The organism is Paenibacillus sp. FSL W7-1088 (genome assembly GCF_037969855.1).
GTDB lineage: Bacteria > Bacillota > Bacilli > Paenibacillales > Paenibacillaceae > Paenibacillus.
Map to the genome: position 1 here is coordinate 6,782,183 of NZ_CP150216.1, position 14,647 is coordinate 6,796,829.

Sequence of the window (14,647 nt, forward strand, 5' to 3'; positions counted from 1 at the left end):
GTTCTACACTCCCAGTACTTGTCCCATATTCGACAGCGGCTCGGCCAATGCATCCAGGTTCTGACTCAACTTCTTCACGTCTTCATCCTTCAGCTTCTCATAGGAAACGTATCCGTCTCCATCCTTGAATGGAGCAAGCTCTTTCTCCAGTGCATCGAATCGGTCCGCAATTTGCTGATTCAGATCCTTGTCTTTGGCAGCCAGATCATCCTTGAGCAGGTTATAAATCTCGCGTGCTCCCTCTACATTCGCTGCAAAATCATACAGATCCGTATGGGAATAACGTTCTTCTTCACCGGTTACCTTGCTGGAGGAAACCTCATTCAACAGTTCTACCGCACCCGTTACCATCAGACTCGCATCGATGTCCATCGTCTCGACTTTGGCACGCAGGAGCTTCGCATCACTTAACAAGGTATCCGCAAAGTCAGTCATGCCTTCGGTCGTCTTGTCTTCCCAAAGTGCCTTCTCAATCCGGTGGAATCCGCGCCAGTCGGCAGCCTCCACATCTCCGTCACGTGCATCGATATTCGGGTCCAGATCCCCAAGTGCCTCGGCTACCGGTTCAATACGTTCATAATACATACGAGCTGGTGCATATAATGATTTGGCAGTCTCCAGATCACCAGCTTTCACGGCATCCGTAAATTTCTCCGTTTGCTTCACGAATTCATCAATCTGCTCAATTGCAAACGTGCGATAGCCATCCACTGCGGTTGTATAATCGCTCCCGGCCGCTTCCTGATCTGCTGCATCCGTAGTTTCTGTGGAAGTTTGATTTTCGCTTTGAGCAGCAGGTGTTTCTGCCTTGCCCGTAGCCGCTTCATTATTGCCGCAAGCGGCGAGTAAAACCGAAGTTGCCAGCACAACAGCCGGCAGTGCCAATATTTTTTTCAACACGATACACTCCCCATTGGTTAAACTGATATGGTTGTACACCTGCGATAAATATGTCGATGAGTACAAACCCTTAGATTAACGTTCATTTAATGATAATGATTATCAATTTCGGTAAAGACATCATAAATCCGGCGCATACTTATGTCAATATGAAAATAAGAGGACCTGTTTAATCAATACTCAGGTGGAAAATACCGGGTATTAATTCCCCTGAAAACATAGACAAACTTCGTCATCACCCGTTAAAATGAGACAAAATGTCTATATTATCTTAATTTTATGAAATTGGAGGCTCATGCCATGAAATGCCCAGTATGTAATCATGAAAATGGAAATGCCAGCTTTTGCGAGAGGTGCGGCGCTAATCTAACTCCTTCTTCCCCTACTGCAAATTCCGCTCAGGAGCAACAATCCGCTGCTGCCGAACCTGAATATACCCGTTGGTCGAGCACACAGGCGACACCTCCTCACGCTCCCATTTCTCCCAACACACCTTCTGCTTCCAGACCTGTACAACATGCATCCGACTCTTCCAGCACAGAGGGCGCTTCAGCTTCAGGAAACAACAACACCAATCAGTGGAACAACATTGTACAAAATGAGAAAGTTCAGCAAGCCAAAGAAGTAAGCAAACAGTATCTATCCTATTTCCTTAGTGTGCTCACCCGCCCTTATCAAACCATGAAAACCGTTGGTGAACAGCATTCTCTTAACGGTTGGATCACGATGGCTCTGATTGCGGTTCTATCCTCTACATACTTTTTGATTACATTCGCCCGGATGGATATGGACGGATTGTTCATTGGTGGGTTTATCAGACCACTGTTGTTCACCGCCATTTCATTGGTCGTAGCGATCGCGTTGATGTATGCCATACTTAAGATTGAAAAAATAACGTTCCGTCCCAAAACACTGGTTGCCCAGTTCGGTACATTGCTTGTGCCCGCTGTAGCGTCGCTCGTTCTGGCAAATCTGTTTATTGTTATCTCGTATTCCATCGCTATCTTCTTCCTCATTGTCTCGTATTTGATTATCTTTGTATCTCTTAACACGGTGCTGTTCCAGTATCCGCTGAATCGTACGAAGGCAGCCATCGATAGCATGTACAGCGTGTTGATTGCCAATGTGGTATTGTTTTTTATTCTCTCTCGCTTTCTGGGCACTACAATCATTGGATTGATTAGCCTGATGTATTCTCCATACGGTCGTCTGTAGCATCTAATTTAAAAGCTCTTACGAAGGCTCTCCCTCCTTATCCGGGGAGGGTCTTCTTTTGTTTCAGCGTCAGCAGATTGCACTCGTTACATTCCATACACTATAATGTGTAGTGTAAAGGTATGTTCTTTTTTACGTAAGGATATGAGGTGAGAACCCCCCCATGCTTATATGGGATCTGTACCATTTTCATTAACACTACATTATGTAGTGTATTGTTATGATCATTCATTTTATTACGAAGGGTAGAGGAAATCGATATGGACATGAATATGAATCATATGCAAATGGACCACGAGGCAGGCACATCCTACCTGTGGCTTATCGTCGGGGCAATCGTTCTATTGTTCTCCATCGCAGCTTATATCTGGTCTTCACGCACCCAGAAGTCTGTACTGGCACATATGAAGAAGAATGAACGAGCTGTGATTAAAAAGAAAACCCGATCCATCCGCATGGCTGCTCATGCACTACTGGGGGTGTCGATCATTGCGTTTGTTCTTTTCTTCATGCAGGGCGCACTTACTACATATGATGTTGCGGATCTGAAGGCTGGTGCTGCGATCGACGTGACCGACGATAAATACTACGGTGCCGATCATACGGAAGAACCGATTCAATATGAGATGACCATCCCGACGTCGGGGCCTCATAACCCGCATGATATCAAGTTTGGATTTTACACCGATTTCCCCGGCTATCCATATCTGGTACATAATCTGGAGCATGGGGATATCATCATTTATTATCGTGAGAACGCAAGTGATGAGCTGAAGGAGCATCTGAAATACCTTGCCAAGTTCCGCAAAGCTGGATCAGGTATTCTCGCTGTACCGAACAAGGACATCCCTGAGGGCAGTGAGGTCGTTGTGACGGCATGGACCAAAACGATGAAGCTGGACCAATTCGATGATGCCAAAGTAGGCACTTTTATTAATAAATATATTAACCAGGGACCAGAGAAGATCCCTGCCTCCATCCGCCAAGGTGGCGGGACGATGTAATATTTTAACAACAAATATGTGATTGTTATCGTCTAGAAAGACGAGACAATAATGCTTGAAATCTGTGTCCAAGATCCAAGCAAAAATGAAAGTGGGTTGGTTTTCAATGAAAAAAACAGTAACAGCATTAATCTTATTGGGAGTTGTTACGGGATGCAGCACCACGTCTTCAGATGCTCCTTCACCAACGAATAATACTACCAGTGCAACGGAGCAGCCTGCTGCGAATGTAGTAACACCAGAAGCAAAGCAGTTTCAGTTGAAGTATACAACGTCCTTAACTGCCGAGCCACTAACCAAAATCAATGCAGTAGAGCAATCTAAACAATTGAAGAGGCAAGCAGTTGATGAGTCCAAGGTTTTAACGTATAAAAAGAATGATGATGTAGAGAAAGTTTATGCTGCACTTCAATTTAAAGACGGAACTTATGATATGGGACAGATCGGGTATGAAGGAGCCAACGACTATTCGACAAGTACAGTTAATGTTTTGGGGCAATCTTACGTAAAAGTGAGCAGCTCTGTTGGAGCTAATGCACCAATTTCTAATTATGTGTCTCTCAGCACTTCCCCCCCAACGGTGCTACATATAGAAGCACATACTGTGGAGGCTGATGTAGATCAGGACGGGATTAAGGAGATTGTTGCTACCATTGGTACAGCAGCGGAAACATCCATCTATAAAATGGATAAGGAATACCTGGTAAGCGCAAATCTGAATAAAGTCATGAATGCCGCTATAGTGATGTATGACCAGGAATCCAACACTTTTAAAGCAGAAGTGACTAAAGATGAGATGTCACAATGGAAGATTGAAGATGACCAACTAGTGCCAATTCCTTAAAAAGCCTTCGCGATTTTTTCATGGACCGTAAAAGATCCATGCCTCATCCACTAGAGCTCCCGGATCATCTTGATTCAGGAGCTAATTCTTTACCCTCCCGATGCCGATATTTCAGATAGAAATGAATACATATACGTTCGTATGCAATTGAGAAAGGCTAACAGTCCTACATATCAAGGGGGAACATTTCTACTAATGAACAGTTTGTTTATGCGTATCTTTTTATTTTTTTCCTGTCTGATGCTAGCGGCAGGAGCCGTTCTTGGCATTACCATGTATCGCTCATCTGCACAGCTGGTTGAACAATCAATGGGCATGCAGGCGCAGGCTGTTGCCGAACGAGCAGCGCAATCCATCGACACCTCCCTGTATGCACCGCTCAGTACAGGACAGGATCAAACCGAGTATTACGACATATTGCGCGAACAACTCAGCCAGCTTCGCCAGGCCAATGGGTTGAAGTATCTATACACGCTTGGTAAGCGTGAAGAGAACGGAGCCGCATCGTATTATTACGTGGTGGATGGCGCTGCTCCAGATGTGGAAGAGGATGATTTCTCGCCTTACGGGTCTCCTGAAGAGAACCAATATGCGGGAATGCTGCAAGCCTTTGCACAAAACGAACCTTTCCGGGGCGATCTGACCCAGGATGAATACGGCGCAACGATTACAGCTTATGTACCCATTCATGGGGCTAATGGGGAACTGCTTGGTCTGGTTGGTGCCGACCTCGACTCTACTGCCGTCTACGAGCTAATGACACGCAATCGGATGACCATGATCTGGACTGCCTTTGCCATCGTATTACTCAGCGTGCTGCTGGTCTATGGATTTGCTCATTATTTGACCCGTCCTCTGGTGAAACTGAAGAAGATCATTGCTGAGGTAGGCAAAGGTGATCTGACCGTCGATGTCGAGCTTGGACGGAAGGACGAGGTTGGACAACTGGCTTCGGAGTTCAAACATCTGGTCACGGATACACGAGATGTCATGACAGGCATCCGCAAAAGCTCCGATTCCCTGCTGCAAGCAGCCGAAGGGGTATCCAGACACTCGCAGGCGACAGCGGAAGCCAGCCAGCGCATTGCTGAGCACACAGACCACACAGCCAAAGGCGCTGCGGAGCAGGTTGCACGGGCAGGCGAAGTAACTGTAGCGATGGAGGAAATTACACGCAGCATGCAGCATATTGCGAATTCATCTTCCATGGTGGCTGATGTATCCGAGGAGACGACCCATAACGCGATGCAGGGTCAGACCAACATCAACACAGCGATCGACCGCATGGACAAAATTCATCAGGCCAACGCCCAGATGGAAGCAACTACCTCCCAGCTTGCACAATACTCCAGCAAAATTGAATCGGTAGCCCACATGATGAAGGGCATCGCTTCCCAGACCAGTCTGCTGGCATTGAATGCAAGCATTGAAGCTGCTCGGGCCGGGGAACATGGCAGCGGATTTGCCGTTGTTGCTTCCGAGGTTCGGAAGCTTGCAGGGGAATCCGAGCAATCGTCCCAGCATGTGACTGAACTGATCGCCGAAATGACGCGTCAGACTGCCGTTTTATCTTCGCATATGTCGGCCAGTACCTCAGAAGTTCAGGCCGGTCTGGCTGTTGTTCAGGAAGCAGGACGCTCGTTCACGTCCATTCATTCCGGCATTGAGACGATGAATGAACGTCTGCACGAAGTGTCTGCCGCTTCCGAGCAGCTCTCCGCCAGTGCCGAAGAAGTATCCGCCTCCGTTGAGGATATGGAACATATCTCGCGCAAGTCTTCTTCCAGCATTCAGGAGGTTTCCGCTGCAACTGACGGGCAGCTGCAATCGATGGATGAGATGAGTACATCTGCGGAATCCCTTCGTGTGTTGTCCAGTGAATTGAACGGGTTGATAAGCCGATTCAAAATATAAATCTGACTGCAAATGGGCAATCAATAGCCCACCAGATGAATACAAAAAAAGCCGCAAGGCAGGGAACGGAAACATGGGGATTACCCCATTCCTGTTCACTCTGCCTGCGGCTTTTTTTTGGTTGTACCTTTAATGGAGGCTGGCCTTGCGGCCGCCTGAATTAATAACGCTGCGGAGCAGCTTTTTTGCCCAAATCCGTCATGTATGTGAAGAACGCTTCTGGATCGGTATCATACACGAGTTGTACTGGACGTCCGTCTGCTTGTTCCACCGTACGCCCCTGGCTTGGACCATCCGGGATAACAATACAGTTCACCGTTTTCTTCTTCACGATGTCTTCACGTCCAACGGAAGCCGTAGTCAACACATCCCACAGATAGTACGTGGAATTCGTTTCGCTGTATACCAGTGGCGGACATCCTGCATAACAGTTACCCAGGAAGTCAACGCCTTCAAAGCGACGCTCTGCAGCCCAACGGTTACGTACAGCAGGTGTCAGAGGTACTTTGTTCGTGCTTTCCAGGGCTACCAGATCAATCTGGATACCGCTCTGCCATACACGGTAAGCCGCTTCCGGGTCCCAGAATACGTTCCATTCTGCTGTACCATCATGCTCAGGCTCTTCAACGTTCCCTCTTTCGAACGTTCCACCCATCCATACAAGCTTGTCAATTTTCTCTTCAATGTCTGGTGCTTCATCCAGTGCACGCGCGAGGTCAGTCAGCGGTCCTGTGAACAGGAGCAGCGTTTTGCCTTCGGTGCTGCGCACTTTCTCAATCAGATGCTGGTGGGCCGGAACGGCAGACAAAGGAGCTTCCATTTTGCCGGATTCGTTCAGTACTGGAAGTGCATCTACATAGAAGGAATGCAATCTCCACGCCGCAGGAAACGGATTCTTCCCTCTGGAGTTGGATTTCGCTACCTCTACGGAATATGTGCCGAAGCGATCGATAATTTTACGGCTGGCATCTGTAGCTGGCTCCAGATATCCGTCTGCCGGAATAACCGATACACCGGTTACATTTACATTGTCCATTTGTAGAAGCATGAACAGCGATACGAGGTCATCCACGCCGCCGTCATGGTTAAAGTACACACTAAGTTGGTTCGTCATGCTTGTTTTCATCCTTCCCCCTGGTTGTCCCATTGATGTTCATCCCGTCCGTCTGCCTGTGGCTGACGTTACCTCTATTATGTCCCAAAACCCTTGGCCACGTAAACCTTCCATAACTAAAGAAAGTAGGAAACATGCCTCATTCTGCGGATATTTTACAGTTCCCCCATTCCATCTCAGCATTTGCCCGAAGCAGCCTGCACTCCAATAGGAAAATGGTAAAAACAAGGACAGCAGGCTTGAGCTCCCACTGTCCTTGTCTGAATCCATCCATCGTTTACATGGATTGTTTTTGTCTCTTTTTGGCTTTCTCTGGAACAGGCACGTACTTGCCTGGCCAGAAAGCCCATTTGCCCAGCAACGTGGTAATGGCTGGCACCATGAACGGTCGAACAAGGAACGTATCGAGCAAGACACCCGCAGCCGTGATAATACCGAACTGCACCAGTACCTGTATAGGCAGTGTTGCCAGTACGGCAAACGTACCTGCGAGAATCAGACCTGCGGAAGTAATAACAGATCCGGTTTCCCCCACACCTTCCTTGATCGCTTGGCGAAGTGGCATCGTTTTGCGTTTTTGCCAAATGCTCGAGATCATGAAGATGTTGTAGTCCTCACCCAGCGCCACGAGGAATACGAAGGAATACAGCGGAATCGCTCCCTGAATGGCGTCTGCTCCTAGTCCATAGTGAATAATGAGCCATCCCAAGCCCAATGCAGAGAAGTAGGATAGTACTACTGTCGCGATCAGATACGCCGTTGCTACAACGGAACGCAGGTATAACAGCAGCAGCAACGTGATCATCCCGATCACCACCGGGATAATGATGCTGGCATCCCGCTCTCCGGTGACTTCGATGTCATACTGCTCAGCCGTCTGACCGTCGATCCAGACATGGCTGTCCACGCTTGTTATGCCAGCATCTTTCAATGCCTGTTCAGCCGTTGCCCGCAGATCCGGGATATGCTGCATCGCCTCCATCGAGTATGGATTCAGATTGAATTCCACATCGTAAGCGGTGATGTTCGCATTCTCAGCACCCTGCTGCGCTTCACCTACTTTGCTTACGTAATCCAGCGATTCCAGACGCTGCTTCAGATCAGTCTCGTTACCTTCTGTATCGATAATCACTTTCGCCGGAGCGAGTTCACCTTCCGAGAACTGTTCTCCAATAACTTTGAAACCTTCACGAGATGCAACATTCTCCGGGAAGGACGATAGCAAGTCATACGTGAATTTAATTTGGCTAGAGAAAGCAGCCAGTCCACCCAACAACACCAGCGTAATTACCAGAACCGTCCACGGTTTGGTGACTACTGTACGGCCAATCCAGCTTTCCTTGATTTTACGCGGAGCAGGCGCTGGTTTGCCTTTTTTCTTCGCACGTTCTACTTCCATATCATGCGTCCGAGGTACAAACGGGTAGAATGAACCCCGACCGAAGATCGCCAGCAATGCCGGAACCAGCGTCAGGCTCGCAATAAACATGATGAAGATGGATAAACTGAATGGTACGGCAAATCGATGATAGGCACCATACTCTGCGAACAGCAGTACAAGCAGTGCTGCAACAACTGTAAATCCACTCATCGCAATCGCACCGGACGATCCGGTAATCGCCTGGAAGAGTGCTTTCTTTTTATCCGGCTCATGATAGAGAATTTGACGGAATCTGGAGATCATGAATAGGCAATAGTCCGTTCCTGCACCGAACAACAGCACCGTCATAATCGAGATGGACTGCGCGTCCACTGTAATCCAGCCCTGATCCGCCATAAATCCGAGAATCGGACTGGTGACCATATAAGCGAACCCAACTGCAATAATCGGGATAATCGCCAGTACGGGCGAACGGTAGATCAACAGCAACAGCACGAGTACCAGCACAACGGTTGCAATCAGCAGGGATACATCCGCAGATGAGAACAATCCGCTCGCATCAATCGATATCCCAACCGGACCAGTAACCCGTGCACTTAGTGCGCTGACATCATCAATGGCAACATCAAATGGGTCGGAGCCAAAAATGTCTTTCGTTTTCTGCTCCAGTGCTTCAATGCCTTCCTTCAGCTGTGACGAATCAGCTTCCTGATTGAAAAAGAGCGGCATAACCAAGGTGCTTCCGTCTTCCGAAAGCTGACCTTTCAGGGCCTGTGGCGGCAACTGATACAGTGGTACAACAGATTGCTGCTGCTCCACCGGATCTTGATCCAGTCGCTCGGTTAACGCCTGAATGTTCTCAATCTGTTCATCCGTCAGCCCCCCGGCTTGACGCCATACGATGAGCGCAGGAACACCTTCGCCTCCGGGGAACTCTTTCTGGGCAACTGCTGCCGCCTGCACCGATGGCTTGGAATCACTCAGATCCTGTGCGTTATTCGTTTCACGGTCACCTACCGCAGGCCACACTACACCAAGAACAACCGCGATGATGATCCATACCAACAATGTAATCCATTTGCTTCGTTTGCCGGCAACCCAGCGGCCGTAGCCCGAACGTTCTTGCATTGTCTCTTCATCTCCCTATTTTGGTTCTATGAAGCCGTTTTTATGTGATAAATATAGAAATGAACCACGGGTCATAGTATAATTGACTTAATTATATATACCAGAAGGTTAATATTGCAAATACTAATTTTGTGAACAATTTTGTACAGCCAACATGAATAAGTAAAGAGGTATGCAATCATGAGCAAAAAAAAGAACCCGCCCCGCTCGCCCGGCAGGCCCAAAGCAGGCGCTGATCAGGCATCAGCCCAGTCGAAAATACTGATGACCGCCTCGCGGCTATTTATGGAATACGGGTATGAGCCCGTCTCTCTTCAGCAAATTGCCTCGCTATGCGGCGTGACCAAAGCATCGATCTATTATCATTTTTCCAGCAAGCCACAGCTGTTCACCGTCGCCATCACCAGTATGATGGCCATGAGCATGCAGCAAACAGCTCTTCGTATGGATGCACCCGGTACATTGCAAGAGCGGCTGGAGAAAGTTGCGGAAGGACGGATGCAACACTCCCACGTCGATACCGAGACCATGATGCGTGAAGCCAATACCTATCTGGATGCAGATCAGCTGGCCCAGATCCGTGAAGCCGAAGTCCGCATTTATGAAGTCCTTGCCACCCACTTCAAGCGGGAGATGGACAACGGTTATTTGCGATCTGCCAATCCGATACTGCTTGCCCACGCGTTCACTTCCTTGCTGATGCTGGCAAACCGCGAAGGCGTACGCGACATGTATGCAACGATTTCCGATCTGGCACGTGAGCTGGCAGCTTTATTTTTGGACGGAGCCGCTCACAAGGCGTAAAGATCTCTCCATGCTTTTGCCAATGCGGCGATACCCGGTCCAATGCGTTCCGCTTCAATACCAGCAAACCCTATAATGAATTCCCTTTTGCCATCTGCTGGTTCACTCCCATCCGTCCACAGGTATTCTGTTGAACTAATCTGTATACCAGCGCTTAACGCCGCAGCTACCAGCTCCGCGGCTGTTTGTGTTGAAGCAATTCTAAGCACCAGATGAAATCCGGCATTCTGGCCAATTATCTCAACCTTTTCTCCGATATACTGCCGAATTGCCTGAACAATCAAGTCATGTTTGCGCTTATAAACATTACGCATTTTACGAATGTGTTTACCCAACTCTCCCTCATGCATAAACATTTCCAACGTGCGCTGATGAAGACGGGAGGCGGACTGTTCAAACAGGATCGTCTTGTACATCTCCCGAAAGGAACCCATTAGCTCCTTGGGAAGTACCATATAATGAACACACAGAGCAGGAGCGAGAACTTGGGAAAATCCGCCCATATAAATCACCCTGCTGCCCTCTCGCAAACCCTGCATGGACGGAATAGGCCGTCCATGATACCGAAATTCGCCGTCATAATCATCCTCAATGATGTATGCACCCGTTCGCTCCGCCCATTCCAGCAAAGCCAATCTTCTGGCAATGGGCATAGTCATGCCCAGAGGAAATTGGTGCGAAGGTGAGACACTTATTATTTTCACTCCCACACGATCCAGTTCTGATATATCTAATCCTTCATCATCTAGGGAGATTGGAACCACTTGATAACCATAATTCCGGAATGTGCCCGGCAGCAGCCGATAGCCAGGATTTTCTACCCCAATGGTTTGTAGTCCATTCTTGTGAGTTAACGTCTGCACAAGCAAACACATTAACAAGTGCTGCTCTGCACCCAATACAACCTGCTCTGGAGAACAGTTTACGCCCCTGAACTGTCCAAGATAACTGGCAATCTCACATCGCAGGCCCCACTCGCCCTGTGGATCTCCGTAGAACAATAATTCCTCTGCCTCTTCACGCCAGATCCGGTTCGCATACTGGTGCCACTTGCCAAACGGAAACAGGCTGAAGTCATTACGTGACATGTGAAAATCAAATTCGACCACTCTTATTGGACGAATTGCATTTCCCTCTATTTTACGTTCATGATGGTGGTGTTCATGAACTTGCATATCCTTAGGCTCGGTTCTCGCCGGAATTTGAATTTCACTATAACGATCCGTGATGGGACGTACCCGATATCCTCTTCGCGGCTGACTGTATACATAACCTTCGGCAATTAATTGTTGATATGCCCATTCTACGGGAGTTGTACTTATGCCCAGCATCTCGGCCAACTTGCGTACAGAAGGCATTTTGCTATGTTCCACCAGCTCCCTCTGAATGATTTCCTTTTTGATGTGATCCGAGAGCTGTACGTAGATAGGGATGCTGTCATTTCCCATCATTTTCGGTAATTGATTCATGAGTTGCACCTCATCTGTCCTGTTGAATTTGTCCAAACTGCATATTTGGAAGTATACAGTATTCAGCTATACTGATGGCATAATGATTTGAACTCACAGGAGGAATAACCCATGTCTCAACCAACGCCATCCCCACGCATCCCACGTCTGTTGGAAACGAACCGCATCTATCTGCGTCCATTTGAATCGACTGACGTTGATACCTATTTCCCCGGATTGTTTGACGCCGAGCTGCGCAGACTTACTGGAACACAAAACAGCTTCACCCGTACCCAAGTAGAACGTTACATCGAAAACGCGGCCCAGGATGACTCACGCTTGATGCTGCTGATTGCCTTGCAGGAGAATAACCAGGTCATCGGGGAGATTGCACTGATGGACATGCATACCAAAAATCGAAGTGCGCACATCCGGATCGCCATTGATCAAATAGAGCATCAAGGAAAAGGCTATGGCAGCGAGGCACTGCTGCTTATGCTGGATTATGGTTTCGGTATCTGCAATCTGCACCGAATCGAGCTTGAAGTGTATGCCTTCAACCAACGTGCGATTCGTACATATGAGAAGCTCGGATTTCAACGCGAAGGCGTACGGCGAGATGCCTTGTATTACAATCATCAATACCACGACGCCATTCAGATGAGCATGCTGGAGAATGAATTCCGAGAGCAACATGTCAGCAGACTTGGATAACGTAAACTACGCGCTACCGGGAGGGAATCTCTTCCGGTTGGTTTACGTTCCCGGCAAATAACCATGCTCCAGTGGATTTATCCACTACAGCAACCATAAATGGACGATTAACCTCCATCTTGGTCCAATCTGTGGGCGGAGCACTTCCAGCCGCCATTCCCACTAATGTTGAAGCAGCAGCTACAGTGCCTTGTTCGCTCACTTCCATCACGGCACGATGCAGTACCTGACCAATGTATACTTGCAAGTTCGGCCCGGGAGAAATCATTTCCGTGAAATTAGCGGCATAAGGATCAAAGGCCATTTCCATCCCCATCTGCTGCAACGTCTCTTTCAGGTTCATGCCATACTCCGCACGAAAACGCGGCAAGGACAGCTCAACTAAGCTGTATTCGGAGCCAGTATCTAGCCGTTCAGGGTCATCCAGCAACTGCTGCTGAATCTCATCCAGCGTACGTCCCTCTCGCGGCAAAACGACAAGCAGATGCATCTGGCCATCTCCGTAAGGAAGCCTAACCGCCTGCCAGTCCTCATTCTCCGAGTATTGGAACTGCTTCTTCTGATGCATCATCCGCACAGACAGCTCCTTTCCATTTGCCAGCTTGAATTCTTCGTCCGTCGTGTACTCCGGGTCAAACTCATCCATCCAGTTACCATCAAATGCAATGGCATTCACCAGAATCATTAGGGCTTCCTTTTCGGGGGGCTCCTGCATCAAGTTTGGAATCATACCTTCGGTTTGCTGCTTCACCCATTGATTGATCTCTTCCTTTGCTTGTGCTGGTTGTCCATTGAGTGTCCTAATTTCGGCTTCATACGTTTGCTGTAGGGATGTTTGGTACGTTTCCTCTACCGGGATTCCGTCCTTCATCCACATGGAGTTCGCAATACCGATCTGTATTCCTTTTCCCGGATGGGTCAACAACTGCTGCAAAGCCGCTTGAGAAGCATTCACTTGCTCCATTTCTAGCTCCGACCACCCCATGACCTCTGCCATTTCCCGCCTAGTCTCACCTACGCTGCCGTTATATGCCATGCCAATCGCCGCCGCAATGCTGTAAGGAGAGATCAGCAGATTATTCCCGTCAGCTTTTTCTTTTGTACCCATCTGTTGAAGAATATGCAGCCCCATGGTGTTCATGGCTTGGATTCTTTTGGGTTCGATCTCTTTCAGAGCAGCTTTTCGTTCTGACTCGGATAACTCCTGATTCGAATTAAATTGCATCTTGTTTGGGTCCTCCTTTGCTGAACAGCTCGTAATGATCAGCCCACTTATACAGCATAATAACAGTAACACTCTTAACCGTGCATGCATCGTAATCCCCCCTCATCCGTAATACTCAGATACCGTCATAGCGATTCAGTAATTTCCTTTTTTTTACTAGACGTACGGTTGAGAAAAAAGGTTACGTTACACTCATATGCCAAGGTCACCAATTTCTACTGTAACAAACACCATTCAAAACGAGACAAAACGGTTATATCTATACCATATACGAATGGAGGGATTCCCTATGATTCCGGCAACGTTGGAACAATTGGAGCAAGTTCGCAAGGAATGCCGCACCATGGTCAAAAAGAGAGCCACCGCTTCTGCTGGTACAACACTCGTTCCTCTTCCCGGTACAGATGTCCTGGCCGATGTGGGGATGCTCATGCAGCTACTGCCTGCCATTAACAATAAATTCGGATTATCGCAAAAGCAGCTCGATGGTATGGACCCTGAGACCAAATCCATGATCTACGGATTCATCATGTCCATCGGAAGTAAAGTCATCGGACGTATGGTAACCAAAGAACTGGTCGTACAGGTTCTGAGAAGGGTTGGGGTACGTGTAGCTACCAAATCGGTGGCCAAATTTGTTCCTTTTGCAGGTCAGGGACTGGCAGCCGCGCTCAGCTTCACGGCCATGCGGTATGTCGGCAACAAACATGTCGAGGACTGTTATGAGGTCGTGAAACGCATGATTGAGCAGGGTGAGGTGATACCAGGTGAGTCGGCACCTTCTGCGCTTGATGAGACAAACGAAGAGCCAAAGCTGGAGGTAAAGACGTCATCCGACGTCAACGAAGGTAAAGCTCCAGAAGATTCGAAAGAGCATTAAGGAAAGAAGAAACGATATCGTGGACTTGCCGCGGTAGCAAACAAATAGCCGGGTGCACCCAAAGGGTGCACCCGGC

Annotated in this window: 12 protein-coding genes; 7 read left to right on the forward strand and 5 right to left on the reverse strand. The window is 48.3% G+C overall.

Features of this window, described 5'->3' with window-relative positions; translation table 11 throughout:
- Positions 1–3 precede the first annotated feature (3 nt).
- Entirely contained in the window at positions 4–897 is an 894-nt protein-coding gene (gene efeO / locus MKY42_RS30565; RefSeq protein ID WP_339847118.1) for an iron uptake system protein EfeO, read from the reverse strand.
- A gap of 303 nt (positions 898–1,200) precedes the next feature.
- On the opposite strand from efeO, the gene MKY42_RS30570 reads away from it, so the two are divergent.
- The 4 genes from MKY42_RS30570 to MKY42_RS30585 all read left to right on the forward strand — a co-directional run bounded on the left by MKY42_RS30570 (position 1,201) and on the right by MKY42_RS30585 (position 5,877).
- On the forward strand, positions 1,201–2,115 hold the full coding sequence (locus MKY42_RS30570; RefSeq protein ID WP_090903351.1) for a zinc ribbon domain-containing protein: 915 nt from the start codon (positions 1,201–1,203) through the stop codon (positions 2,113–2,115).
- A 266-nt stretch (positions 2,116–2,381) separates the two neighbouring features.
- Positions 2,382–3,119: a DUF3105 domain-containing protein gene (locus MKY42_RS30575; RefSeq protein WP_177185827.1), complete on the forward strand. Its 738-nt coding sequence runs from the start codon at positions 2,382–2,384 to the stop codon at positions 3,117–3,119.
- Between the two features lie 106 nt (positions 3,120–3,225).
- Entirely contained in the window at positions 3,226–3,963 is a 738-nt protein-coding gene (locus MKY42_RS30580) for a hypothetical protein (RefSeq protein WP_339847126.1), read from the forward strand.
- Between the two features lie 195 nt (positions 3,964–4,158).
- Complete coding sequence (locus MKY42_RS30585; protein WP_179262615.1) at positions 4,159–5,877, forward strand: methyl-accepting chemotaxis protein; 1,719 nt, start codon at positions 4,159–4,161, stop codon at positions 5,875–5,877.
- Between the two features lie 160 nt (positions 5,878–6,037).
- On the opposite strand, the gene MKY42_RS30590 is transcribed toward MKY42_RS30585, so the two are convergent.
- Both MKY42_RS30590 and MKY42_RS30595 read right to left on the reverse strand, forming a co-directional pair.
- Entirely contained in the window at positions 6,038–6,991 is a 954-nt protein-coding gene (locus MKY42_RS30590) for a nucleoside hydrolase (protein WP_179262613.1), read from the reverse strand.
- Positions 6,992–7,268: 277 nt separating this feature from the next.
- A complete protein-coding gene (locus tag MKY42_RS30595) occupies positions 7,269–9,500 on the reverse strand; it encodes an MMPL family transporter (protein ID WP_339847130.1) in 2,232 nt (743 codons plus the stop codon).
- Between the two features lie 264 nt (positions 9,501–9,764).
- Here MKY42_RS30595 and MKY42_RS30600 point away from each other — a divergent pair, with 264 nt between their 5' ends.
- Entirely contained in the window at positions 9,765–10,304 is a 540-nt protein-coding gene (locus MKY42_RS30600; protein WP_339847132.1) for a helix-turn-helix domain-containing protein, read from the forward strand.
- Here MKY42_RS30600 and MKY42_RS30605 read toward each other — a convergent pair.
- Entirely contained in the window at positions 10,292–11,773 is a 1,482-nt protein-coding gene (locus tag MKY42_RS30605) for a PLP-dependent aminotransferase family protein (RefSeq protein ID WP_339847134.1), read from the reverse strand. The two genes, MKY42_RS30600 and MKY42_RS30605, sit on opposite strands and share 13 nt — an antisense overlap.
- 111 nt (positions 11,774–11,884) lie before the next feature.
- On the opposite strand from MKY42_RS30605, the gene MKY42_RS30610 reads away from it, so the two are divergent.
- The gene (locus tag MKY42_RS30610; RefSeq protein WP_339847136.1) at positions 11,885–12,466 is read left to right on the forward strand and encodes a GNAT family protein; all 582 of its coding nucleotides are present in this window, start codon (positions 11,885–11,887) and stop codon (positions 12,464–12,466) included.
- A 13-nt stretch (positions 12,467–12,479) separates the two neighbouring features.
- On the opposite strand, the gene MKY42_RS30615 is transcribed toward MKY42_RS30610, so the two are convergent.
- Entirely contained in the window at positions 12,480–13,691 is a 1,212-nt protein-coding gene (locus tag MKY42_RS30615; RefSeq protein WP_177185826.1) for a serpin family protein, read from the reverse strand.
- 289 nt (positions 13,692–13,980) lie between these two features.
- Between MKY42_RS30615 and MKY42_RS30620 the strand changes: the two genes are divergently transcribed.
- Complete coding sequence (locus tag MKY42_RS30620; protein ID WP_339847139.1) at positions 13,981–14,571, forward strand: hypothetical protein; 591 nt, start codon at positions 13,981–13,983, stop codon at positions 14,569–14,571.
- The last annotated feature ends 76 nt before the right edge of the window (positions 14,572–14,647 follow it).